The organism is Aeromonas sp. S16(2024) (assembly GCF_041403065.1).
Lineage (GTDB): Bacteria > Pseudomonadota > Gammaproteobacteria > Enterobacterales > Aeromonadaceae > Aeromonas.
In genome coordinates this window covers 78,059-100,466 of record NZ_JBGLQX010000013.1, presented here as the reverse complement: position 1 = coordinate 100,466, position 22,408 = coordinate 78,059, and the positions used below count along the sequence as shown (strand labels likewise).

The 22,408-nt window shown below is 62.7% G+C and carries 24 protein-coding genes; 7 read left to right on the top strand and 17 right to left on the bottom strand.

What is annotated here, in order from left to right; translation table 11 throughout:
- Positions 1-10: 10 nt before the first annotated feature.
- The 4 genes from ACB030_RS11765 to rpoE all read right to left on the bottom strand — a co-directional run bounded on the left by ACB030_RS11765 (position 11) and on the right by rpoE (position 2,757).
- Positions 11-472, bottom strand: coding sequence for a SoxR reducing system RseC family protein (locus tag ACB030_RS11765; RefSeq protein WP_371159983.1), 462 nt, complete (start codon positions 470-472; stop codon positions 11-13).
- Positions 473-562: 90 nt separating this feature from the next.
- Complete coding sequence (locus ACB030_RS11760; RefSeq protein ID WP_205642460.1) at positions 563-1,543, bottom strand: MucB/RseB C-terminal domain-containing protein; 981 nt, start codon at positions 1,541-1,543, stop codon at positions 563-565.
- A gap of 21 nt (positions 1,544-1,564) precedes the next feature.
- Complete coding sequence (locus ACB030_RS11755) at positions 1,565-2,152, bottom strand: RseA family anti-sigma factor (protein ID WP_041204349.1); 588 nt, start codon at positions 2,150-2,152, stop codon at positions 1,565-1,567.
- A 23-nt stretch (positions 2,153-2,175) separates the two neighbouring features.
- Positions 2,176-2,757 carry an RNA polymerase sigma factor RpoE gene (rpoE, locus tag ACB030_RS11750; RefSeq protein WP_106885820.1) on the bottom strand — a complete coding sequence of 194 codons (582 nt, stop codon included), beginning with the start codon at positions 2,755-2,757 and terminating at the stop codon, positions 2,176-2,178.
- Between the two features lie 181 nt (positions 2,758-2,938).
- Here rpoE and nadB point away from each other — a divergent pair, with 181 nt between their 5' ends.
- Entirely contained in the window at positions 2,939-4,546 is a 1,608-nt protein-coding gene (gene nadB / locus ACB030_RS11745) for an L-aspartate oxidase (RefSeq protein ID WP_371159949.1), read from the top strand.
- 277 nt (positions 4,547-4,823) lie between these two features.
- Here the strand turns inward: nadB and ACB030_RS11740 are convergent, their stop codons facing one another.
- Together ACB030_RS11740 and ACB030_RS11735 are read right to left on the bottom strand one after the other, a co-directional pair.
- Positions 4,824-5,198, bottom strand: coding sequence for a protein YgfX (locus ACB030_RS11740; protein WP_371159947.1), 375 nt, complete (start codon positions 5,196-5,198; stop codon positions 4,824-4,826).
- A gap of 18 nt (positions 5,199-5,216) precedes the next feature.
- Positions 5,217-5,486 (bottom strand): succinate dehydrogenase assembly factor 2, encoded by a 270-nt coding sequence (locus ACB030_RS11735; protein ID WP_163137646.1) that lies wholly within the window; start codon positions 5,484-5,486, stop codon positions 5,217-5,219.
- Between the two features lie 119 nt (positions 5,487-5,605).
- Here ACB030_RS11735 and ygfZ point away from each other — a divergent pair, with 119 nt between their 5' ends.
- On the top strand, positions 5,606-6,511 hold the full coding sequence (gene ygfZ, locus ACB030_RS11730) for a tRNA-modifying protein YgfZ (RefSeq protein WP_371159981.1): 906 nt from the start codon (positions 5,606-5,608) through the stop codon (positions 6,509-6,511).
- Positions 6,512-6,517: 6 nt separating this feature from the next.
- On the opposite strand, the gene ACB030_RS11725 is transcribed toward ygfZ, so the two are convergent.
- Positions 6,518-7,399 carry a LysR family transcriptional regulator gene (locus ACB030_RS11725; protein ID WP_368170565.1) on the bottom strand — a complete coding sequence of 294 codons (882 nt, stop codon included), beginning with the start codon at positions 7,397-7,399 and terminating at the stop codon, positions 6,518-6,520.
- Between the two features lie 131 nt (positions 7,400-7,530).
- Between ACB030_RS11725 and ACB030_RS11720 the strand changes: the two genes are divergently transcribed.
- Positions 7,531-7,968 (top strand): PACE efflux transporter, encoded by a 438-nt coding sequence (locus tag ACB030_RS11720; RefSeq protein ID WP_106885816.1) that lies wholly within the window; start codon positions 7,531-7,533, stop codon positions 7,966-7,968.
- A 75-nt stretch (positions 7,969-8,043) separates the two neighbouring features.
- Here the strand turns inward: ACB030_RS11720 and ACB030_RS11715 are convergent, their stop codons facing one another.
- A complete protein-coding gene (locus ACB030_RS11715) occupies positions 8,044-8,385 on the bottom strand; it encodes a hypothetical protein (RefSeq protein WP_371159943.1) in 342 nt (113 codons plus the stop codon).
- A gap of 194 nt (positions 8,386-8,579) precedes the next feature.
- On the opposite strand from ACB030_RS11715, the gene cutA reads away from it, so the two are divergent.
- The 3 genes from cutA to ACB030_RS11700 all read left to right on the top strand — a co-directional run bounded on the left by cutA (position 8,580) and on the right by ACB030_RS11700 (position 11,219).
- On the top strand, positions 8,580-8,897 hold the full coding sequence (gene cutA, locus ACB030_RS11710; protein WP_371159941.1) for a divalent-cation tolerance protein CutA: 318 nt from the start codon (positions 8,580-8,582) through the stop codon (positions 8,895-8,897).
- A complete protein-coding gene (locus ACB030_RS11705) occupies positions 8,894-10,669 on the top strand; it encodes a protein-disulfide reductase DsbD (RefSeq protein ID WP_371159939.1) in 1,776 nt (591 codons plus the stop codon). Before cutA ends, ACB030_RS11705 begins: the two co-directional genes overlap by 4 nt.
- A gap of 130 nt (positions 10,670-10,799) precedes the next feature.
- Positions 10,800-11,219 (top strand): hypothetical protein, encoded by a 420-nt coding sequence (locus tag ACB030_RS11700; protein WP_371159937.1) that lies wholly within the window; start codon positions 10,800-10,802, stop codon positions 11,217-11,219.
- Between the two features lie 31 nt (positions 11,220-11,250).
- Here ACB030_RS11700 and ACB030_RS11695 read toward each other — a convergent pair whose 3' ends face one another.
- The 9 genes from ACB030_RS11695 to ACB030_RS11655 all read right to left on the bottom strand — a co-directional run bounded on the left by ACB030_RS11695 (position 11,251) and on the right by ACB030_RS11655 (position 21,048).
- Positions 11,251-12,555 carry an NAD(P)/FAD-dependent oxidoreductase gene (locus tag ACB030_RS11695; protein WP_371159935.1) on the bottom strand — a complete coding sequence of 435 codons (1,305 nt, stop codon included), beginning with the start codon at positions 12,553-12,555 and terminating at the stop codon, positions 11,251-11,253.
- 210 nt (positions 12,556-12,765) lie between these two features.
- On the bottom strand, positions 12,766-13,845 hold the full coding sequence (fbaA, locus tag ACB030_RS11690; RefSeq protein ID WP_025328275.1) for a class II fructose-bisphosphate aldolase: 1,080 nt from the start codon (positions 13,843-13,845) through the stop codon (positions 12,766-12,768).
- A 116-nt stretch (positions 13,846-13,961) separates the two neighbouring features.
- Positions 13,962-15,125, bottom strand: coding sequence for a phosphoglycerate kinase (locus tag ACB030_RS11685; RefSeq protein ID WP_371159933.1), 1,164 nt, complete (start codon positions 15,123-15,125; stop codon positions 13,962-13,964).
- 66 nt (positions 15,126-15,191) lie between these two features.
- The gene (gene epd / locus ACB030_RS11680; protein ID WP_139434003.1) at positions 15,192-16,202 is read right to left on the bottom strand and encodes an erythrose-4-phosphate dehydrogenase; all 1,011 of its coding nucleotides are present in this window, start codon (positions 16,200-16,202) and stop codon (positions 15,192-15,194) included.
- Positions 16,203-16,251: 49 nt separating this feature from the next.
- Positions 16,252-17,181 (bottom strand): ROK family protein, encoded by a 930-nt coding sequence (locus tag ACB030_RS11675; protein WP_371159931.1) that lies wholly within the window; start codon positions 17,179-17,181, stop codon positions 16,252-16,254.
- 187 nt (positions 17,182-17,368) lie between these two features.
- Positions 17,369-18,436, bottom strand: a complete 1,068-nt coding sequence (gene hemE / locus ACB030_RS11670) for a uroporphyrinogen decarboxylase (RefSeq protein WP_371159929.1) — start codon at positions 18,434-18,436, stop codon at positions 17,369-17,371.
- Positions 18,437-18,586: 150 nt separating this feature from the next.
- Positions 18,587-19,366, bottom strand: a complete 780-nt coding sequence (gene nudC / locus ACB030_RS11665; RefSeq protein WP_371159927.1) for an NAD(+) diphosphatase — start codon at positions 19,364-19,366, stop codon at positions 18,587-18,589.
- A gap of 170 nt (positions 19,367-19,536) precedes the next feature.
- Positions 19,537-20,142: a TIGR04211 family SH3 domain-containing protein gene (locus tag ACB030_RS11660; RefSeq protein ID WP_205642471.1), complete on the bottom strand. Its 606-nt coding sequence runs from the start codon at positions 20,140-20,142 to the stop codon at positions 19,537-19,539.
- Positions 20,143-20,295: 153 nt separating this feature from the next.
- Positions 20,296-21,048: a potassium channel family protein gene (locus tag ACB030_RS11655; RefSeq protein ID WP_371159924.1), complete on the bottom strand. Its 753-nt coding sequence runs from the start codon at positions 21,046-21,048 to the stop codon at positions 20,296-20,298.
- A 101-nt stretch (positions 21,049-21,149) separates the two neighbouring features.
- Here ACB030_RS11655 and ACB030_RS11650 point away from each other — a divergent pair, with 101 nt between their 5' ends.
- Positions 21,150-22,400, top strand: a complete 1,251-nt coding sequence (locus tag ACB030_RS11650; RefSeq protein ID WP_371159922.1) for a methyl-accepting chemotaxis protein — start codon at positions 21,150-21,152, stop codon at positions 22,398-22,400.
- Positions 22,401-22,408: the final 8 nt, after the last annotated feature.

The window sequence follows — 22,408 nt, the reverse complement described above, 5'->3', positions numbered from 1 at the left end:
GTTGCTCCGCTCAGGAGAGCTGGCGGGTATTGAGCACCACACCGAGCATGCGGGGACCATATTCCCCTTGCTCGAGCCGGGCAGAAAAGTAACGAACCAGTAAAAATCCGACTGTGCCCCCCAGCAGGCAGCTGAGGATGGTGACGCCCTCCCCCGCCGACAGCAGCGGCGCCAGCCAGAGCTGACCGAGCAGGGCACCGAGCAGCAGGCAGAACAGCGGCAGCACATAGACCAGGGCCGCGCCCCGCAGTATGCTCGCCTGGGGAATGCCGAGCCGGATCTGCTGACCGACCATGACCTCGGCGGTCAGTGCCACCCGCAGTCGCTGCGACTTCAGGGGAAAGGCCTTGGCGACAGTCCCGGTACCGCAGTTGGACTGCTGATGGCAGCCGCTGCAGGCGGAGCGCCGTTCGCACTCCACCCAGGCATAGGCCCCCTCGACGGCCACCACTGTTGCCAGCTCTTCGCTCATGTTACTCACAAGATGACTCCAGACGAACGGCTATGGATTTACCCGATCTCAGCACGGTCGTCCCGGTTCGGCAAGTGGCAGCATGCCGCCTCACTGTACCGCCTCGTTGCGGGCCAGCGGCTGCACCGACTCGGCGATGCGCTTGGCCGTCTCGGTAGGGACTTCCCCAACCACGGTGATCTCCACCCCGACCTCGTTGACGAAGCTCACCAGCGAGGTGGCGCCCTGGCGGATCAACTGCTGGCGCACCGCCTGCTTGGGATCGACCCGGGAGACGTAGACGGAGAGATCCACCACACCGTCCGACAGCATCATGTAGTCCACCGGCAGGCTGGTGCTGACCAGCTGGTGCCTGTCCTGAGAGAGCACCTTGAATCCACCCGGCAACCAGGTCAGGTGCCAGTTCAGGGCCTGCTGGGGGGCGGGATAGGCGTCTTCCAATGCCAGCGCATCGGGCAGCTTGCTGCGGGCCAGGGTGACAAGCCAGGGCGCGGGCGCCGGCTGCCTGTCCAGATCCACTCCCAGCACCTGCTCGACCAAATTGCCCTCCCTGTCCACCATGTCCACCCGCAGCAGCAGATGACTCTGCTCGTCGACCCAGAGCACAAAGCCGTACTTGTCCGCCTCCTTGGGCACCAGTCTCACGACCTGGGCCACCAGGCCGGCCACCCGGCTGCGACCGGCCAGCACGGGATCATAGCTCTCCAGCACCCGGGGCAGCGGCATCTTCACCAGGCTCGACCAGACGCCCGGGAAACGCGCCCCCTTGAGGGTGTAAGGTTCGTGAGTGTTTTCAAAGAAGGTGTATTCGTTCTGGCGTTGCAGATACTCCACCGCCTTGCCGTCGAGATAACTCAGATGAGCGACCTCCTTGCCATCGATCACTCCGTGACTGAAGCGAATGGGCTCGAGGCGTCCCTGACGGGCCTTGACCATGGACAACTCAAAGTTTTGTTGCGAAACGGCACTCTGCATCTGCTGCAACAAGGCCTCGGCCGACAAATCGTCGGCCGAGGCCTTGGCACAAATCAGCAGGAGAGAGGCCAGCAGAATGAGGCTGGACTGGCGCACGGTCTGATCCCTAAAGATGCGTTATTCCTGAATCTGCTTGTCTTGCAGCAGACGCTGTTGCAATTGATGGTCTCGCAGGAAGGCGTTGATACGCTCGCGCTGCTCCTGCATCTGTTGCTCGTTCAAGCCTTGCTGGCGAGGAGTGGCACGGTTGCCCTCCTGGGGATAGTGCACGCTCACTGGCGTCGCACTGCCACCGACCGGTATGGTGTTGAGCACAGGGTTGGCCGGCATGCCGTCGTTGCCCTGATACTGCTGCACCCCGAAGATGACGGCGGCAGCCACAGAGGCCGCAATGGCGTACTGCCCCATCTGCTGGCCAAAGCGACGGACCAGAGGTATCACCTTGCCGGCAGGCTTCACCTGGGGGGCAACGGGTTGCACCGGCTTGGGCGCCAGTATGACGGGTTCGTCTTCCAGTGCCAGCATGATGCTGTCACTGAGATCCAGTTGCAGATTGACCGGCAGGTCTCCCCGCATGGCATCACCGATCAGATGGTAACGAGCCCAGGTATCTTGCAGAGCGGGATCCGTTCCCAGCTCGTTCAGAACCTCCATGTCGCTGAGGTCACCATCCATCAGGGCTGAAAGTTGCTCTTTATTTGCCATAAGTTTGCCTGTCTTTCCCCAGTTTAATTCTCGATCAGAGGTTGCAGCTTTTTATCGATTGCTTCCCTCGCCCGAAAGATACGGGATCTCACCGTACCCACAGGGCAATCCATGATCTCCGCAATCTCTTCGTAGCTCAGCCCTTCCATTTCACGAAGGGTGATCGCTGTTCTCAAGTCTTCTGGCAAGGCTTCTATGGCGGCAAACACAGTGCGCTTGATCTCGTCGGTCAGCGCCAGGTTTTCCGGGGTGGCCACTTCTTGCAGGGCTTCACCACCACCATAATATTCAGCCTCGTCCGCTTCGACATCACTGCTGGGCGGTCTGCGCCCCTGTGAGGTCAGGTAATTTTTGGCCGTGTTGACGGCGATCCGATACAACCAGGTGTAAAACGCGCTCTCGCCACGGAATGTCGGCAACGCACGGTAAGCCTTGATAAAGGCCTCCTGCGCCACATCCGGCACATCGCCCGGATTGTTGACATACCTGGCCACCAGGTTGACCACCTTATGCTGGTATTTTTTTACCAACAGGTTGAATGCATTTTTATCGCCACGCTGGACCCGTTCAACCAGCTGTTCGTCCAGTAGATTCTGGTCGCTCATCAGAGCCGTAAAACCCCCATCAGGTTATCGTTCTTCTTTTCCGGCCCCTTCTAAGCGCACAAGTTCAGACAGGGAGAATCAGAGAAAGTTCGCTTGCATTGAAAAAAATGTGATGCGGGCTGCATCACAACCCCCCTTGGGCTACCATGGGGCCAGTTCTTAATCCAGGCCAATGATACTTATGAAAGCAAGTGTTGAATACCTTTGCGACGTACTGATCATTGGCAGCGGTGCCGCCGGTCTGTCCCTCGCGTTGCGATTGGCAGACCAGGCCAAAGTCCTGGTTCTGAGCAAGGGGCCCATCAGTGAAGGGGCCACTCTCTATGCGCAAGGAGGCATCGCTGCCGTGTTCGACGAGACCGACAGCATCGAATCCCATGTGAGCGACACGCTCAACGCTGGCGCCGGGTTGTGTGACCCGGCCGTGGTGGAGTTCACCGCCCGCCACGCCCGCGACTCCATCCAATGGCTGATCCAGCAGGGCGTGCCCTTCGATCAGGAAGAGGATGCCGAGGGGGAATCCCACTATCACCTGACCCGGGAAGGGGGTCACAGCCATCGCCGCATCTTCCACGCGGCGGACGCCACCGGCAAGGCGGTACAGCTCACCCTGATCGATCAGGTCCGCGCCCACCCCAACATCCGCCTGATGGAGCGCTTCAACGCGGTCGATCTCATCACCACCCGCAAGCTGGACCTGCCGGGCAACAGGGTGCTCGGCGCCTACGTCTGGAACCGCAACGTCGAGCAGGTCGAGGTGATCCGCGCCCGTTTCGTGGCGCTGGCCACCGGCGGCGCCTCCAAGGTGTATCAATACACCTCCAACCCGGACGTGAGTTCGGGTGACGGTATCGCCATGGCGTGGCGCGCCGGCTGCAGGGTGGCAAACCTGGAGTTCAACCAGTTCCACCCCACCAGCCTGTTCCACCCCGATGATCCCAACTTCCTGCTGACCGAAGCCCTGCGCGGGGAAGGGGCCTATCTGCGCCGTCCCGACGGCAGCCGCTTTATGCCTGACTTCGACGAGCGGGCCGAGCTGGCGCCGCGGGACATAGTCGCCCGCGCCATCGACCACGAGATGAAACGCCTCGGCGCCGACTGCATGTATCTGGACATCAGCCACAAGCCGGCGGATTTCATCATCAAGCACTTCCCGACCATTTATGAGCGCTGCCTCGCGGTCGGCATCGACATCACCAAGGAGGCCATGCCCATAGTGCCGGCGGCCCACTACACCTGTGGCGGCGTGATGATCGACAACAACGGCCAGACCGACATCCCGGGTCTCTACGCCATCGGCGAGGTGACCTATACCGGGCTGCACGGCGCCAACCGCATGGCGTCCAACTCCCTGCTCGAATGCGTGGTCTATGCCCATCAGGCGGGGGCCGACATCCTGGCCAAGCTGCCCATGAGCGTGGAGCCGCCGAGCCTGCCCGCCTGGGACGAGAGCCAGGTGGATGACTCGGACGAACAGGTGGTGATCCAGCACAACTGGCACGAGCTGCGGCTGATGATGTGGGATTACGTGGGGATAGTGCGCACCAACAAGCGCCTGGCCCGCGCCAAGCGCCGCATCGACCTGCTCAAGCAGGAGGTGCAGGAGTACTATGCGAACTTCCGCGTCTCCAACAACCTGCTGGAGCTGCGCAACCTGTTGCAGGTGGCCGAGCTTATCGTCAACTGTGCCCTGGAGCGCAAGGAGTCCCGCGGACTGCACTACAACCTCGACTACCCGGACATGCAGCAGAACCCCAAGCCGACAGTGCTGACGCCGGATCGGGAGTGATCCGGCACAAGCCATAGGCGTGCTGCGGACTGCACTGCCTGCCCCCGGACGACCCGGACATGCAGCAGAACCCCAAGCCGACGGTACTGACACCGGACCGAGAGTGATCCGGCACAAGCCAGAGACGTGCTGCGGATTGTACAGCCTGCCCCCAGACTACCAGGACAGGCAGCCGAACCCCAAGCCGACAGTGCTGACGCCGGATCGGGAGTGATCCCCAGGCTTTCCCACCATGACCCCGCTTCGGCGGGGTCATTTATTGGGGGGCAAGATGGGGTCAGCGAGGAACGGCGAGGTGAATGGCGCGGGCCAGGGCGCGGTAGTGTTCGGGTGCCAGGGCGTCGGAGAATAGCCAGAGGTGGCGCTCGGCGCCCTCTTCTGTCACCAGCCTCAGCCAGAGCACCCCGGGCAGGATACGGCTGCGGTCATCCAGTCGATGGCGTCGGCCTTGCCACTCCAGCCACTCTCCGTCCCAGCAAAGCGCCTCGCCCCCCTGCATGACGGGGCGCAAGGCCAGCCAGAGCCCCAGCAACCAGCAGGGGAGAAACAGCCCCCATTGCCAGCCATGGATCAGAGCAGCAACCGGCCAGAGCAACAACAAAAACAGGGCAAGCAGCAGCAGGCGCTGCCGCCGGGAGGGAATGACGGGCATCAGGACCCGCATCGGGGATCAGCTCAGGCGATCATGACGAGCCTGATTGCGCTCCAGGATCAGGGGGATCATGGCGGCGAAATCGGGGTCGCTCGGCACACCGTGGCCCATGCTCCAGCGGAACAGCTCGGGATCCTCGCACGCCAGCAGGCGGATGAAGGTCTGCTGCTGTGCTTCGCTCAGGGAGTCGAACTCGTGCTCGAAAAAGGGCATAAAGATCACATCCAGCTCGAGCATGCCGCGACGGCAGGCCCACTTCAGGCGGGACTTTTCAATTGGGCTCAACATGGAACTCTCCTTACAAAGACCCGGGGATGGTAGCAGCTGGATTTTCCGGCTGACAAACATTCCTTACGTCTTTACCATGCAGGTCACATACTTTCTGTCTCTGGAATACCATCGTGAGCCTGCCGACCCCTGTTCTTCCTGCCGAGCCGACCCTGTTTCCCCTGACCAATCTGGCCATCACCCGCCTCACCGGCAACGATCGCGTGAAATATCTGCAAGGCCAGGTCACCTGTGACGTCAACGCCCTGCAACCGGGCCAGAGCACCCTCGGCGGCCACTGCGACCCCAAGGGCAAGCTGTGGAGCGATTTTCGCCTGCTCTGCCTCGATGAGAGCCTGCTGCTGCTGACCAAGCCGTCGGTGCTGGCGCGCCAGCTGCCCGAACTCAAGAAGTTTGCGGTGTTCGCCAAGGTGGAGATCGGCGAGTTCCAGGGCCAGGCAGTCGGCCTGGCCGGTCAGGGCACGGATGCCTGGATCGCGGCGCAATACGGCCTTCAGGACACCGGCCTTGTCGAGGGCGGCATGGCGGTCAGGGTGGAAGCCGATCGCTGGTTGCTGGTGAGCGAACAACCGCTCGATATCGGCTTGCCCGTCGGACAGGAATCACTCTGGTGGGGTCTGGATATCAAGGCGGGCATCCCGCACCTGGAGGCGGTCCACCAGGGTGAGTACATTCCCCAGATGCTGAACCTGCAGGCCCTGGACGGCATCAGCTTCACCAAGGGCTGCTACATGGGGCAGGAGATAGTGGCCCGCGCCAAGTATCGCGGCGCCAACAACCGCGCCCTCTTCGTGCTGGCCGGGCAGGCCAGTGTCCCCGTTGCCAGCGGCGATACCCTGGAGATCCAGCTCGGTGACAACTGGCGGCGCAGCGGCATGGTGCTGAACGCCTGGCAGCAGGATGGCCAGGTGTGGCTCACCGCCGTGCTGCCCAAGGACACCGAGGCCGATGCCAGCTTCCGCCTCAAGCAGGAGGAAGGCTCCCGCCTCGCCCTGCAACCCCTGCCCTACTCCCTGACCGACTAAGGTCAGCTAACGAGGCACCCGCGCCAGCAGGGCCTCCTTCAGCCAGCGCCCCGCCTGCCCGAGCGGGCGGGCGCGATACCACTGCAACTCCAGCTCCAGCTCGGCCAGGGGAAGGAAATCCGGCTTGAGTACCACCAGCTCCCCCCGCGCCAGCGGCCGGTGCAGCAGAAACTCGGGTACCGCAGACCACCCCAGCCCCAGCTTGACCAGCTCCAGGATCCCGAGATCCCCCTCGACCCACCACACTTGGGACGAGAGGCGAAAGCGATGGCGCTCCGTGCCCTCCCGCCGTCCCGTCACCATCAGCTGGCGGGCCCCCTGCAGGTCGCTCTCGTGCAGCGGCGTCTTGTGGGCCAGGGGGTGATCCGGGGAGACCACCAGGGGCATGGCGACGCTCCCCAGGGAGCGGGAGACCAGCTCCCGCTCCGGGTGCGCCTTCTGGTAGCTGATGCCGAGCTGGGCCCGCCCGCTCTTGAGCAGCTCGGTCACATCCTCCATCAGCGGGAACAGCAGCTCCAGCTCCACAGTCGGATAGCGGCCGGCGAACTCCTCCAGCAGGGCACCGAGCCAGGGCAGGTGGGAGTCATCGTCGATGGCCAGGGTGAGGCGCGACTCTATGCCGCTGGCCAGCTCCCCGGCGATGGCTTGCAGCCGCTCGCTCTGGGCCAGCAGCACTCCCGCCTCCTGGCTGATGCGGGCCCCCGCCTCGGTCAGTACCGGGTAGCGGCCGCTGCGATCGAACAGCTCCAGGCCGAGATCTATCTCCAGGTTGGCGATGGCGGTGCTCACCACCGACTGCGCCTTGCCCAGGCGGCGCGCCGCCGCCGAGAAAGATCCCGTCTCGGCCGCTGCCAGCAACGCCTTGAATTGTTCCAGTGAAGGGGTCATTCGTCTGCTCCAGCTCTGTTATTACACCGAGATCTATCTATTTTAGCGATGGATACCAACGTGAACCTATCGAAAAATAGCGATAAATTGGCCGCCATACCCACCCGGAAAGAGAAATAGAGAGACAGACCATGCGTAATACCCGTGATCGCCTGCGCCACGCCATCGGCTTCGAATTGATTGGCCTGCTGATCGCTGCCCCCCTGGCAAGCTGGGTCACCGGCGTCGGTCTCAACCACATGGGCCCGCTGGCCCTGTTCTTCTCGGTGGTCGCCACCGTCTGGAACTATGTCTACAACATCGGGGTGGACAGGCTGCTGCTGCGCCTGCAGGGCCATACCCACAAGACCCTGTGGCAACGGGTGCTGCATACCTTCGGTTTCGAGGGAGGCTTGCTGATCGTCGCCCTGCCGGTAATGTCCTGGTGGCTCGACATCGGCCTGCTGGAGGCGCTGGTGCTGGATCTGGGCTTCGTGCTGTTCTACCTGGTCTATGCCTTCGTCTACAACTGGAGCTATGACAAGGTGTTCCCCATCCCGGGCCAGGGGGCACAGCGGGTCACGGGTTGACAAGAGAAGGGATAAAACGAGGCACCATCATGCGACTGGCATGATGGTGCTGGAGGAGGGAGAGCCTCGTCGGGATCAGGCTTGTGCCCTGGCCTCTTCTGCCGGTGCCTCTTCCTGCTTCACCTCCTGGTGCAGCATGGCCTCGAGGTCGCTCTGATACTGGTTCAACATGCGCTGGGCCGCGACCATGTCCCCCTTGTGCAGACGCTCGAACAGATGATGTTGCACCACGCCGTTGAGGTACTCCACCGTGATGGGTTGCTCCAGGGCAGACAGCAACTCCTCTTTCTCCAGCTCCGCATTGATTTCATCGACACTGGTACGCAGCAGACCGGCCAGTTGCACCAACATGCGGCGCTCGCCTTCACGCAACAGGCTCAACATGCGGTTTCTCTGCTGCTCATTCTGTTGGGTCATACATTTCCTTACGTAGAGTGGGAACAAGCCCGCTCATTCTGCCCTGTCCTTTTCACAGCGTCTATCTCGGGCGCATGACTAATTGAGAGCGCCGCCAGCCGGGCGCGGGCCGGGTGCTATTTGCCCCTTTGCCCGGTATAGTAAGCGCTGTTCCAGAGGGCCTTTGCGCCCCCGTTGACGAGACCGCCAACCCCATGACCGACGCCATTCTGGTGCTCTGCACCTGCCCGGATGAAGCCAGTGCCGACCTCCTCTGCGAGCAACTGCTCGACCAGCGCCTCGCCGCCTGCATCAATCAGCTGCCAGGGCTCACCTCCGTCTATCGCTGGCAGGGGAAGATAGAGCGGGCACGGGAGATCCAGCTCATCATCAAATCCCGCCAGCCGCTCTTTGCCGAGCTCGAGCGGTGCATCCTGGCTCACCACCCCTACCAGGTGCCGGAGATCCTGGCGATCCCCGCCAGCCAGGGCCATCAAGCCTACCTCGACTGGTTGACACAGGAGACCTCATGACACTGCGATCCCTGCTCTCCCCCCTGCTGCTCCTGCTGAGCCTGCTCGCGGCCCCCGCCCAGGCCAGCAGTCAGGATCTGCTAAGCAGCCTCGGCATCCAGGCCAGCGCCCAGCCCAAGTTTCTGAAAGTCGACGAGGCCTTCGTCCTCGAGAGCGAACAGCAGGGCAACAAGCTGCTGCTGACCCTGCGCCTCGCCGACAGCTACTACCTCTATCGCCACAGCATCAGCGTCAAGGGGGACAACCTCGCCTTCGAGCCCCCAGTGCTGCCCGCAGGCACCGAGCATGAGGATGACTTCTTCGGCAAGACCCGGGTCTTCTATCAGGAGCTACAGATCCCCGTCACCCTGACCCAGGTGGGGGACGCCGCCAGCCTCAGGATAAGCTATCAGGGTTGCACCGACGGCCTCTGCTATCCCCCCACCGACAAGCGGATCCCGGTGCAGCCCCTCGCGGCCACCGGCGACGCCGGGCAGACAGGCTCCGCAGACGCCATCGAGGCGCCGGCCAGCAGCCAGCAGGACAGGCTGGCGGCCGCCCTCGGCAGCCAGGGCTTCTGGCTCAGCATCGCCGCCTTCTTTGCGCTGGGACTGGGGCTTGCCTTCACCCCCTGCGTCTTCCCCATGTACCCCATTTTGACCGGCATCATCGCCGGGGCGGGTCAGCACCTCTCCACCCGCCGCGCCTTCCTGCTCTCCTTCGTCTATGTGCAGGGGATGGCGGTCACCTACACCCTGCTCGGGCTGGTGGTCGCCTCGGCGGGGCTGAAGTTCCAGGCGGCGCTGCAGCACCCCTATGTGCTGATCGGCCTCTCGGTGATGTTCGTGCTGCTGGCGCTCTCCATGTTCGGGCTCTACAGCCTGCAACTGCCGAGCAGCCTGCAAACCCGGCTCTCCGGCCTCTCCAACCGCCAGCAGGGCGGCTCAGTGGTCGGGGTCACCATCATGGGGATGATCTCCGGCCTGGTCTGCTCCCCCTGCACCACGGCGCCGCTCTCCGGCGCGCTTATCTACGTGGCCCAGAGCGGCGATCTCTGGCTCGGCGGTGCGGCCCTCTATGCCCTGTCGCTGGGCATGGGGCTGCCGCTGCTGCTGCTCGGCACCTCGGGGGGCAAGCTGCTGCCCAAGGCGGGCGCCTGGATGGATGTGATCAAGCAGCTGTTTGGCTTTGCGCTGCTGGCGGTGCCCATACTGCTGCTGTCACGGCTCTTGAGCGACCAGGTCGCCACCCTGCTCTGGCTCGGCTGGGGGCTGGTGCTGTGCGGCTATCTCTATCACCACAACCAGCATCGCCCCCACTCGGTGGGCAAGAGTCTCGGCGGCTTCGTGCTGCTGCTGGCGATGATGGGCCTGGTGGTGATGGGCAAGGATCTGCTGCTGCCCGAGCCTGGCGTCAAGGCCAGTACCGAAACCCAGGCTCCCCGGTTTGTCCGCATCAAGACCCTGGATGACCTCAAGACCCGACTCGAGGCCGCCCGCGGCAAGCCGGTGCTGCTGGACCTCTACGCCGACTGGTGCGTGGCCTGCAAGGAGTTCGAGCACAAGACCTTCAGCGATCCCGCCGTGCGGGCGCGCTTCAATGACATGGTGCTGCTGCAGGCGGACGTCACCGCCAACGACGATGCCGATGTGGATCTGCTCAACGGCCTGAACGTGCTGGGGCTGCCGACCCTGATCTTCTTCGATCGCGATGGCAACGAGGTGAGCGGCCAGCGGGTGACCGGCTTTATGGGCCCTGCCGAGTTCCTCGGCCAGCTGGACAAGCTGCGCTGAACCATGGCGGCCCGCCTTGCCGCGCGGGCCGCCCTCTCCTCTGCCCGCTGATTTTTCTGGCCATCCCTTGTATATGACAGGCGCCATGGCAGAATTTGCCCTTTCCCGTCTCGCATCATCCGGAGTTTTGATGAAAAAGTGGTTCATCCCCCTGCTGGCCTGCTGGCTCTATGGCTGCAACTCAGGTCCTGGTGAAGAGGCGATCCAGAGCCAGGTCATCGCCAGGCTGCAGGCCGACACGGATCCCGCCCTGTTCGAGATCAGCGACTTCGCCATTCTCGGCAAGGAGGAGCGGATGGAGGGGGTCTATCTGGTCAGGGTGAGCTACCGGCTCCACTTCAAGCAGGGGCTGGATCAGTTGCAGGTGCTGCACGACGAGGATCTGGTCTACGACCGGGTCGGCCCCTTTCAGCAGGAGATGGCCCTGATGGAGCTGGAGCGCAAATACGGCGAGTTCGAGGCAGGCCAGGCACTGTCGCAGGAGAGCCAGGTCTGGATGATGAAGACGGAGCAGGGCTGGCAACTGGCAGAACCGGCGCAGCAGGGATAGGCGCTCTCCTCCCTGCCGCCAGCCCTCCCCCTTAGAGCAGATCCTTCATTCTGTGCCACAGCATACCGAGCGCCAGCAAGGGTGAGCGCAGGGCAGGCCCGCCGGGGAAGGTCATGTGGGGAACGCTACTGAAGAGATCGAAGCCCCGGCTCTCCCCCCTGATCGCCTCGGCCACCAGCCTGGCCGCCATGTGGGTGGCATTGAGGCCGTGCCCCGAGTAAGCCTGGGCATAGAACACATTGGGATGCTCCTTGAGGCGCCCGATCTGCGGCAGCCGGTTGGCGCCTATGCCTATCATGCCCCCCCACTGGAACTCGATGGCAGTGCCCGCCAGCTCCGGGAAGACCCGCAGCAACTTGGGCAGCATAAACGCCTTTATATCGTGGGGGTCACGGCCGGAATAGTTGCAGGCCCCGCCAAACAGCAGGCGACCATCGGCCGATAGTCGGTAGTAGTCGAGCGCCACGTTCTGATCGCATACCGCCATGTTTTGCGGCAGCAGCCGCTGGCGCAGCCGCTTCTCCAGCACCTGGGTGGCGAGGATATAGGAGCCCGCCGGCAGCACCTTGCCCCCGAGCTCGGGATTGAGCTCATTGAGGTAGGCGTTGCAGCCGATCACCAGGTAGCTGGCGCGGCAACGGCCGTGGGCCGTGGTCACCTCGACCCGATCGCCATACTCGATGTGGGTCACCCTGGCGTGCTCGAACAGGGCGACGCCCAGGCTGGCCGCCGCGCGCGCCTCACCCAGGGCCAGGTTGAGAGGATGCAGGTGGCCTGAGCCCATGTCGATCATGCCGCCGATATAGCGATCCGACCCCACCACCGACTTGATCTCGCTCCTGGGCACCAGCCTGACCTCGTGCCGGTAGCCCAGGCTGGCCAAGTGCTCGGCATCCTCCTCAAATCCCTTGAGGTGGCGCGCCTTGGTGGCGAGATCGCAGTAGCCCCAGGTCAGGTCGCAGTCGATGTTGAACCGCGCGACCCGCTCGCGCACCAGCTGCACCGCCTCCAGCCCCATCAGATCCAGCTCGCGCACCCCTTGCTCGCCAATCCAGCGGGCAAACTGGCTGGTGTCGTGACCCATGCCGCGAATGAGCTGGCCGCCGTTGCGGCCGGAGGCGCCCCAGCCGATGCGATTGGCCTCAAGCAAGACCACCTTGTAACCCGCCTCGGCCAGGTTGATGGCGGTATTGAGGCCGGTGAAGCCGCCGCCTATGATGCAGACGTCGGCATCCAGCTCACCGCTGAGCTCGGGCCATTGCCGATGATCGTTGCGGGTGGCCGCGTAATAGGAGGCCACGTGCTCCTGGTGTCCGTTGTGTCTTCCTGTCTGCATGCTCAGCGTCCTGCCTTGGTTGCACTTGTTTACTAAATTAAACGCAGTGTCATCGATAATACCCAGCCCAGGGTCACCAATCCAGCCTGTCAGGATCACAGAAATGCAAAAGGTGTCCCGAAGGACACCTTTTGAGAGGCCAGCCGAGGGCCCAAAATGAAAGAGGCGCCCCAGAGGGCGCCTCTTCAGCAATCAAGATACGGTAACGAATTACAGTACGTTGATGGCGTTCAGGTCGGAGAAGGCTTTCTCCAGACGGGCGATCATGGAAGTCTGACCGGCACGCAGCCATACGCGCGGATCGTAGAACTTCTTGTTCGGCTTGTCAGCGCCTTCCGGGTTGCCCAGCTGGCCTTGCAGGTAGGCTTCGTTGGTCTTGTAGAAGTTCAACAGACCTTCCCAGGTAGCCCACTGGGTGTCGGTGTCGATGTTCATCTTCACGACGCCGTAGGAGATGGATTCGCGGATCTCTTCCAGGGTGGAACCTGAACCACCGTGGAACACGAAGTCCAGGGACTTGGCAGGCAGACCGAACTTCTCGGAAACGAACTTCTGGGAAGCGTCCAGGATGGACGGGGTCAGCTTGACGTTACCCGGCTTGTAAACACCGTGCACGTTGCCGAAGGAGGCAGCGATGGTGAAACGCGGGCTGATCTTGGACAGACGCTCGTAGGCGTAAGCCACGTCTTCCGGCTGGGTGTACAGGGCGGATTGATCCATGTGGCTGTTGTCCACACCGTCTTCTTCGCCACCGGTGCAACCCAGTTCCAGCTCCAGAGTCATGTTCATCTTGGCCATGCGGGTCAGGTACTCGCAGCAGATGTCGATGTTCTCTTCCAGAGACTCTTCGGACAGATCCAGCATGTGGGAGGAGAACAGCGGCTTGCCGGTTTCGGCGAAGTGCTTCTCGCCCGCTTCCAGCAGACCGTCGATCCACGGCAGCAGCTTCTTGGCGGCGTGGTCGGTGTGCAGGATGACAGGTACACCGTAAGCTTCGGCAACGGCGTGCACGTGCTTGGCACCGGAGATGGCACCGATGATGGCAGCCTGCTGGCCTTCCAGCTTCAGACCCTTGCCGGCGGTGAACACGGCACCACCGTTGGAGAACTGAACGATGACCGGGGCTTTGACCTTGGCGGCAGCTTCCAGCACGGCGTTGACGGAGTCGGTACCCACGCAGTTCACGGCAGGCAGAGCGAAGCCGTTCTCTTTAGCGATGGCGAACACTTTCTGAACGTCATCACCAGTGATCACGCCGGGTTTTACGAAGTCGAAAATTTTCTTAGACATGTTTAATCGTCCTGTTCTCGTATGCCGTTAATAAAAAATGGGGGGTTCATCATGAACCGGCACAGCGGCCACATGATAAACGAAACGGGAGGCTTTGGCCCCCCGTCCCGGGTCAATTAGGCTTTGGCGCGTTCTTCAAGAATCGCGACAGCCGGCAGTACCTTGCCTTCTACGAACTCCAGGAAGGCGCCGCCGCCGGTGGAGATGTAGGAGACCTTGTCGGCGATGCCGAACTTGTCGATGGCGGCCAGGGTGTCACCACCACCAGCGATGGAGAAGGCCGGGGAAGCGGCGATGGCTTCGGCGATCACCTTGGTGCCTTCGGCGAACTGGTCGAACTCGAACACACCGACCGGGCCGTTCCACAGTATGGTCTTGGCGTTCATGATGATGTCGGCCAGGGCCTTGGCAGAGTCAGGGCCGATGTCGAAGATCATGTCGCCGTCGGTCACATCGCTCACGGACTTGATGGTGGCCGGAGTGGACTCGGAGAACTCGGCACCGACAACCACGTCAGTGGTCACCGGGATGTTGGTCTCGGCAGCCAGCTTCTTGGCGGTGTCGATCAGGTCGTGCTCGCACAGGGACTTGCCGACGTTGTGACCGGCAGCGGCGATGAAGGTGTTGGCGATGCCACCACCGACAACCATCTGGTCAGCGATCTTGGAGAGGGATTCCAGCACGGTCAGCTTGGTGGAGACCTTGGAGCCGCCAACGATGGCAACCATGGGGCGCTCGGGCTTCAGCATGGCCTTGCCCAGAGCGTCCAGTTCACCAGCCAGCAGGGGGCCAGCACAGGCAACCGGGGCGAATTGGGCCACACCGTAGGTGGACCCTTCGGCGCGGTGAGCAGTACCGAATGCATCCATTACAAAGACGTCACACAGGGCGGCGTATTTTTTGGCCAGCTCTTCGGTGTTCTTCTTCTCGCCTTTGTTGAAACGGCAGTTTTCCAGCACAACCAGCTCACCGGCGGCGACGTCTACGCCATCCAGGTAATCCTTGGCCAGGCGGACCGGGCAGGACAGAGCGTCTTTCAGATAGTTGACTACCGGGGCCAGGGAGAATTCTTCGTTGTATTCACCCTCGGTCGGACGACCCAGGTGGGAGGTGATCATCAGCTTGGCGCCCTTTTCCAGAGCCAGCTTGATGGTCGGCAGCGTCGCCACGATACGTGCATCGGAAGTGACCTTGCCGTCTTTTACCGGCACGTTCAGGTCAGCACGGATCAGAACGCGTTTACCCGCCAGATCCAGGTCGGTCATCTTGATAACAGACATATTCAGTCCTCTATATATTTTCAGGTAATGTTAAAAAAACAGTAACCTTGCGCCCGGTGCAGACTCTCAGCCTGCGGCCATCATGGCCCGGGTGGTATCCAGCATGCGGTTGGCGAAGCCCCATTCGTTATCGCACCACATCAACATCTTGACGAGGTTGGCATCGCTCACCCGAGTCTGGGTACCATCAATGATGCAGGAGTGTGCATCATGATTAAAGTCTACGGAGACCAGCGGCTCTTCCGTGTAGTCCAGGATACCCTGTAATGTACCTCTGGATGCCCGTTGCAGGGCTTGATTTACGTCACTAACTGTCACTTTTTTACGAACAGTAATGCTCAGATCCATGGCGGTGACGTTGATGGTCGGCACCCGTACCGCGATCGCCTCGAACTTGCCGGCGAAGTGGGGGAGGATTCGCTCCAACCCCTTTGCCAGCTTGGTATCCACCGGGATGATGGACTGGCTGGCGGCCCGGGTTCGACGCAAGTCGCTGTGATAGGCATCGATGACTTGCTGATCGTGCATGGCCGAATGAATTGTCGTAATAGTACCACAATTTATCTCGAATTCTCGATGCAATGTTTCGATGACGGGCACCACGCAGTTGGTGGTACAGGAGGCATTGGAGACGATCCGCTCCCGTCCCGTCAGCACCTGATGGTTGACCCCGTAGACAATGGTGGCGTCCACGTCCGCATCCGCCGGATGGGAGAAGAGCACCTTGCCCGCTCCCGCCCCCAGGTGCAGTTCGGCATCGGCCCGGGAGCCGAATACCCCGGTGCAGTCCAGCACCACATCCACCCCCAGCGCCCGCCAGGGCAGCCTGGCGGGATCCCGCTCGGCAAACAGGGCGATGAGATCCTCCCCCACCAGCATGCTGTTGCCCGCGAGCTGCACCGGGTAACCGAAGCGGCCATGGCTGGTGTCGAAGCGGGTGAGGTGCACCATGGCCTCGGGGGCCGCCAGTTCGTTGATGGCGACTATCTTAAGCTGGTTATCGCGGCCGCTCTCGTAGAGGGCCCGCAACACGTTGCGACCGATGCGCCCGTATCCGTTGATGGCAATCTTGATCATGAAAAATCTGTGTCCTTACCTGCGACAAAGTGACGGGTCCCTGACTGGTTCACGACAGCAGGGCCTCCTGGAAGACGCCCCTGGCCAGCAGCGCGGCCCCGAACACACCGGCACTGTCGCCCAGGGCCGGGGCTATGAGGGGGGTGGCGAAGCGGGGATTGAACAGAAATGGCAGCACAGTCTGCCGACCGACGCTGTAGAGGCTCTGCACGTTGCCCACCCCGCCGCCGATGACGATGACGTCCGGATCCAGGATGTTGACCACGTTGGCGAGGGCCTGGCCAAACAGCAAATGCAGCCGGTCGATGGTGAGTTTGGCCACGTGGTCGTGAGCCGTCGCCGCCGCTATCTGGGCCAGTGACAGGTGGCGCCTGGCCTTGGCCTCATACCAGGCCTCCAGCGCCGGGCCGCTGATGAAGGTCTCGACACAGCCGCGTTTGCCGCAGTAGCACTCGGGACCGTCGGGGGAGAGCACGTTGTGGCCCCACTCCCCGGCGATGCCGTGATGGCCGTTGAGGATCTGGCCGTTGATGACGATGCCGGACCCAACCCCTGTGCCCATGATGATGCCGAACACTACCTTGGCATCGGGATGGTGCTGGCGCACCGCCCCCAGATGGGTTTCCGCCAGGGCGAAGCAGTTGGCGTCGTTGGCGATCAGCACAGGAATGCCGAGCCTGCGCTCCAGATCTTCCTTGAACGGCTTGCCGTTGAGCTCTGTGGTGTTGCAGTTCTTCATCAGCCCGGTCTGGGGATCCCGCGCCCCCGGGGTGCCCATGCCGAGGATGGCGGGACGCTGGCCGAGCCGCTCGGCGCACTCGTCCACCAGCTTGGCGATCTGGCCTATCATGTGCTCGTAACCGCCACGGCGCTCGGTGGGGATGCGATGGCGCAGCAGCACCTCGTCACCCTCCAGCACCACGCACTCGCACTTGGTCCCGCCAAGATCGATACCCCAATCCCAAGAACCCTTGCTCATCCTGCCTCCTGCCATGTTCGACGACGCCCTCACCCGGTCGTCAGGAGGCGCACTCGCCCATCCCGTCCGCGACCCGGTTCAGTGGTGGTGCAGTGTAACCCGAGCGGTGACCAGGATGCAGCCCCCGCGAGGCCGGGCAGCAAAACGGGGCCCGCAGGCCCCGTTCTCATCGTGCTGTCTGCCGCGCTCAGCGGCCGTGGTACTGAGCCGACAGCTCGTGCACCGCGTTCACAAACACGCCGGCGTGCTCCGGGTCCACATCCTGATGGATACCGTGACCCAGGTTGAAGACGTGGCCGTTGCCGCTGCCAAAGCCCGCCAAGATGGTGGCGACCTCTTCGCGGATGCGCGCAGGCGCGGCGTAGAGCATGGAGGGATCCATGTTGCCCTGCAGCGCCACCTTGTCGCCGACCCGGCGCTTGGCATCTGCGATGTCTGTGGTCCAGTCCAGTCCCAGCGCATCGCAGCCGGTGGCGGCGATCTGCTCCAGCCACTGGCCGCCGTTCTTGGTGAACAGGGTGACCGGCACGCGGCGCCCCTCATTCTCACGGATCAGGCCATCGACGATCTTGTGCATGTACTGCAGGGAGAAGTCGCGGTAGTCCCTCGGGGTCAGCACGCCGCCCCAGGTGTCGAACACCATGACGGACTGGGCACCGGCCTTGATCTGGGCGTTGAGATAGGCGATCACGCTGTCCGCCAGCTTGTCCAGCAGCAGGTGCAGGGTCTGCGGCTCGGCATACATCATCTGTTTGATCTTGGTGAACGCCTTGGAGCTGCCCCCCTCAACCATGTAGGTGGCCAGGGTCCAGGGGCTGCCGGAGAAGCCGATGAGCGGCACTTCACCCTTTAGCTCGCGGCGAATGGTGCGCACCGCGTTCATCACGTAGCCGAGCTCGTCTTCCGGCTCCGGGATGGGCAGTGCCTGCACGTCCGCCATGGAGGTGATGGGGCGCTCGAAGCGCGGGCCTTCCCCGTGCTCGAAGTAGAGGCCAAGCCCCATGGCGTCGGGCACGGTCAGGATGTCGGAGAAGAGGATGGCGGCATCGAGGGGATAGCGGCGCAGGGGCTGCAGGGTGACTTCACAGGCCAGCTCGGCGTTGCGGCACAGGGACATGAAGTCCCCCGCGACGGCGCGGGTCGCCTTGTATTCCGGCAGGTAGCGGCCAGCCTGACGCATCATCCACACCGGGGTCATGTCCACATCCTGGCGCAGCAGGGCACGCAGGTATCGATCGTTCTTCAGCTCTTTCATCCCAGTTCCTGAGTTCATATCCAGCATAAAATGGCGGATATGATACCACTTTGTGCAAGGCTAAGGGCGGCACAAACGCGCAGCAGGGTCGCCGGAGTGCAAAGATGTGAGGGGGCGCAAACCAGGGCCCCGCTTTTCAGGGCCTCGCCCTCACCGCTTCTCTGCGAGGCTCTGCTCGATCAGCCGCCGCGCTATGGTGCCGTGGGGGGGCAGCCGTGGCAGCCGGTCCGCCTCGAAGAAACCGGCGGCCACCAGTTCGTCGTCCTGCACCTTGATCTCGCCGCTCTGGTAGTCGGCGGTGAAACCCATCATCAGGCTGTGGGGGAAGGGCCAGGGCTGGCTCGCCACGTAGCGCACGTTGCATACCCGGATGCCGCTCTCCTCGAACACCTCCCGCGCCACGCACTGCTCCAGGTTCTCCCCCGCCTCCACGAAGCCCGCCAGCACCGTATACATGGGATCGTCGGCCTGATAGTGACGGCGATGGGCCGCCAGCAGGATCGCCGGGCCCTTGCGCACCGCCACTATGATGCAGGGGGAGATGCGCGGATAGACGACGTGACCGTGGTGGCACACCTGTGCCCACTCCCCCGCCTTGGGGGTCATGGGGGCACCGCACTCGCCGCAGAAGCGATGGGTGCGGCGGAAGGTGGCGAGCTGCCAGGCGCGTCCGGCGAGGCGAAAGCCCTCTTCGTCCCCCGCCACCATCAGCTGGCGCAGCCCCGCCAGAGAGGCGATCTCGGCATCCGGTCCCAGATCCAGCAGCAGGCAGGGCAGCCCGTCCCACTCGTCGAAAGGCTCGAAACGAGCGGAGTGCAGATGGGCGGGCAGGCAGGCCCTGGGGCCTTGGGGGATCTGCCCCCGTTCATCCAGCAGGACGAGGTGATCGCCCCCCAGCACGAACCAGCGGGCCTGTTCGGTTGATGACATATGTTGAAGGCTCTTGTTGAGACGGGTGCGCACGGCACGGGATAGTTCGGCTCATCTTACGGCGGCAGAGGCCCCCTGGCGACCCCCGACCTGGTCAAGATCCCGCCCCGGTGCGCGCCCATGAAAAAAGGTCGCCGTGGCGACCTTTCTCTTGGCGATCGCCCGGGCGATCAATTCATCCAGCGCTCGCTGCTCTTGCGACGACGAGGCAGCATGGGGAGCAGTATGCCGAGCAGTATGCCACCCAACACCATGGCACCACCGCGGATGAACCAGTCCATCTGCATGTCGTGCTCCTGGTTGTCATAGCTCTGGGTCAGGGCGTCGTTCTGCTCCTTGAGGCTGCTCATCTCTGTACTCTGGCTGGCGAGCTGGGCCTTCAGGCTGGCGATCTCCTTGCTCTGCTCGGTGATCTGGCCATCCTTCTCGGTAAAGCGACGCTCGTTGTCGCCATTGAGGTTCAGCAGGCGGGCCTTGGCCTCATCCAGCTCTTTCTGAACCTGGGGCAGACGCTCGCGCAGGCTGATCTCCGCCTGCAGTTCGCTGTTCTTGATCCAGCCTTCACGACCACGGCCGTCCACCACCTGGGTGAAACCGGCGTCGTTGTTCACCGCCTTGACCTCCAGCGGTTCACCGGCCTTGACGCTGCCGAGGATCCGGTACTGGGTGCCAGGACCGTTGTGGATATAGGTAAAGATGTTGTCTGAGACATAACGGGTATCGGCCAGTACCTGTTGGGCACACAAGCAGATCAAGATCCCGAGAAGGGCGCGCATGGTCGATCGATTCTCTTCGTTGAATTAGGTTGCAGGCCGAATGTTAAGCCGCCAGCGGGTCAAAGGACAAGCAAAGAAAAGCGGCGCCCCCCTGACTGAGAGGCGTCTCACGGCTTCTCCGGTTTGCCACGCGACCATTCCAGACGCCGCAGGCTACTTCTGTTGCAATGCCTTCACCTCGGCGCGCAGGGCCTTCAGCTCCTGCAGCAACTGCTCCTGCTGGGCGTTGTATTGATGGCGCCACTTGTCGGTCTCCCCATCCCCCTTGTGGGGTTGCAGAAACAGACTAGCCATGAAACCGCTCAGGGCGCTGAACAGACCGACTCCGAAGATGATCAGCAGGCTGGCGACGAAACGCCCCTCCTCGGTTTGCGGCACTATATCCCCGTAACCAATGGTGGAGAGCGTCACCAGGGTCCACCAGAAGGCGTCATAGGTGTTGTGGATCTGGCTGCCGGGTTGGCCTCCCTCGACCCAGTAGATGAGTGCCGTGCCCACTCCTATCTGCAGGAAGAAAAGCAGCAGTATGCCGGCCAGGCGGGTCTCATTTCGTTCCCTTCGCACTATGGCCAGCAGACTGGGGTTGCTGCGCAGTAGCTGGATTACCCTGTAGAGCTGGATCAGCCGGGCCCAGCGCAACTGCTCCACCATGGGCAGGCTGCCCGGCAGATAGAACCAGTTCGCCTTGAGGAAGGTTCGCTTGTCGCTGGCACGGAACCAACCATAGGTGAAGTGGGCGAGGAAGATGTAACAGATCAAGCTGTCCAGATCATAAAAGAGGGAGAGCGTCTCGGGAGTGAAGTGGCGAGCCCCCAGCCAGCGGAGTCCCACCAGTACCACCGAGATGATGGAGAGCAGGGCCATGAGCAGATCCATGGATCTCAGGCCAGAAGAGTGATGTCGCATACATTTTCCTACTTTAGGCACAGTGCGAATTAATAAAACGGAAGATAATGCCGATAGTCCTGAGGACAAAGGAAAACCGGCCATTAAGAAGGAGAAAGGTTATGCAGTTAAACTCGCTGGAGAGGCGAATGAGCAACATCCGACTGGTACCCAAGGTGGTGCTGCTCATGGTGTTCAGCACGCTGCTCTTGCTGGCCAAGCTCTGGTTCGATGCCAGCAACCTCGAAGCCACCCTGCTCGGCGAGGGCATAGATGCCACCAAGGCCAATGCCATTGCCGATCGCCTGATCTGGACAGGTCTGATGGAGACGGCGCTGATGGGGGTCGTCTTCGTGGTGCTGCTGCTGACCGGCTCCCGGCTCATGGTCAAACAGGTGCACTACCTGGTAGGCCTGCTGGAGCGCTTCGCCCGCAAGGATCTCAGCCACAGCGTGCTGCTCAAGTCCCGGGACGAGTTCGGTGACATCGCCAAGGCGGTCGCCCACTCCCAGGAGAACCTCAAGGAGGTGTTCGGCACCCAGCGCGCCGCCTGCAAGGAGCTCAACGACATCGCCTCCCAGGTGACGCTTTGCATGGATGAGGCCAACGAGGCGATCAACGAGGAGTTCACCCAGATAGAGCAGCTCGCCAGCGCCATGAGCCAGATGGTGGGCGCCATTCGCGAGGTGGCCAACCATGCGGAGCAGGCCTCCCACGCCACTGCCGATGCCAGCGCCCTGGCCGAGGAAGGCAGTCGCTGCGTGGCCGCCACCGTCAGCACCATAGACACCCTCTCCGGCAACATCCAGCGCTCCTCCGCCGTGGTCAACGAGGTGGAGCACGGGGTCGATCGCATCGGCTCAGTGGTGGACACCATCCGCAGCATCTCGGAGCAGACCAACCTGCTGGCCCTGAACGCCGCCATCGAGGCCGCCCGCGCCGGCGAGGCGGGACGCGGCTTCGCCGTGGTCGCCTCCGAGGTGCGCGAACTCGCGAACCGGGCCCAGGCCGCCACCGTCGAGATCCAGAAGATGATAGAGCTGCTGCAGGGCAATGCCCGCCAGGCCGTCGGCCTGATGGCCGAGAGCGTGCAGCAGGCGGACAAGGGGGTGGCGCAGGTGACCCAGGCAGGCGATCAGCTCGCCACCATAGTGCAGCGGGTACAGGGAGTGGCCGACATGAACCGCCAGATCGCCGCCGCCTCCGAGCAGCAGAGCTCGGTCGCCGAAGAGATGAACGCCAACCTGGAGCAGGTCAAACAGGTGGTGGAAGGCTCAGTGGTGGTGCTGCGGGAGCTGAAAGATGCCTCCGAACTGGTGGAGCACCACAGCCAGACGCTGGATACACATATCCAGGCCTTCAAGCTGGCCTGAGACCGCGA

Coding starts and splice junctions, on each gene's coding strand:
- ACB030_RS11660 (WP_205642471.1), bottom strand. CDS start 20,142: ATGCGCGCCCTTCTCGGGATCTTGATCTGCTTGTGTGCCCAACAGGTA.
- ACB030_RS11675 (WP_371159931.1), bottom strand. CDS start 17,181: ATGAGCAAGGGTTCTTGGGATTGGGGTATCGATCTTGGCGGGACCAAG.
- ACB030_RS11720 (WP_106885816.1), top strand. CDS start 7,531: ATGCGTAATACCCGTGATCGCCTGCGCCACGCCATCGGCTTCGAATTG.
- ACB030_RS11685 (WP_371159933.1), bottom strand. CDS start 15,125: ATGTCTGTTATCAAGATGACCGACCTGGATCTGGCGGGTAAACGCGTT.
- nudC (WP_371159927.1), bottom strand. CDS start 19,366: ATGTCATCAACCGAACAGGCCCGCTGGTTCGTGCTGGGGGGCGATCAC.
- nadB (WP_371159949.1), top strand. CDS start 2,939: ATGAAAGCAAGTGTTGAATACCTTTGCGACGTACTGATCATTGGCAGC.
- rpoE (WP_106885820.1), bottom strand. CDS start 2,757: ATGAGCGACCAGAATCTACTGGACGAACAGCTGGTTGAACGGGTCCAG.
- ACB030_RS11715 (WP_371159943.1), bottom strand. CDS start 8,385: ATGACCCAACAGAATGAGCAGCAGAGAAACCGCATGTTGAGCCTGTTG.
- ACB030_RS11650 (WP_371159922.1), top strand. CDS start 21,150: ATGCAGTTAAACTCGCTGGAGAGGCGAATGAGCAACATCCGACTGGTA.
- fbaA (WP_025328275.1), bottom strand. CDS start 13,845: ATGTCTAAGAAAATTTTCGACTTCGTAAAACCCGGCGTGATCACTGGT.
- epd (WP_139434003.1), bottom strand. CDS start 16,202: ATGATCAAGATTGCCATCAACGGATACGGGCGCATCGGTCGCAACGTG.
- ACB030_RS11765 (WP_371159983.1), bottom strand. CDS start 472: ATGAGCGAAGAGCTGGCAACAGTGGTGGCCGTCGAGGGGGCCTATGCC.
- ACB030_RS11755 (WP_041204349.1), bottom strand. CDS start 2,152: ATGGCAAATAAAGAGCAACTTTCAGCCCTGATGGATGGTGACCTCAGC.
- ACB030_RS11655 (WP_371159924.1), bottom strand. CDS start 21,048: ATGCGACATCACTCTTCTGGCCTGAGATCCATGGATCTGCTCATGGCC.
- hemE (WP_371159929.1), bottom strand. CDS start 18,436: ATGAAAGAGCTGAAGAACGATCGATACCTGCGTGCCCTGCTGCGCCAG.
- ACB030_RS11700 (WP_371159937.1), top strand. CDS start 10,800: ATGAAAAAGTGGTTCATCCCCCTGCTGGCCTGCTGGCTCTATGGCTGC.
- ACB030_RS11735 (WP_163137646.1), bottom strand. CDS start 5,486: ATGTTGAGCCCAATTGAAAAGTCCCGCCTGAAGTGGGCCTGCCGTCGC.
- ACB030_RS11695 (WP_371159935.1), bottom strand. CDS start 12,555: ATGCAGACAGGAAGACACAACGGACACCAGGAGCACGTGGCCTCCTAT.
- ACB030_RS11740 (WP_371159947.1), bottom strand. CDS start 5,198: ATGCCCGTCATTCCCTCCCGGCGGCAGCGCCTGCTGCTGCTTGCCCTG.
- ACB030_RS11705 (WP_371159939.1), top strand. CDS start 8,894: ATGACACTGCGATCCCTGCTCTCCCCCCTGCTGCTCCTGCTGAGCCTG.
- ACB030_RS11725 (WP_368170565.1), bottom strand. CDS start 7,399: ATGACCCCTTCACTGGAACAATTCAAGGCGTTGCTGGCAGCGGCCGAG.
- cutA (WP_371159941.1), top strand. CDS start 8,580: ATGACCGACGCCATTCTGGTGCTCTGCACCTGCCCGGATGAAGCCAGT.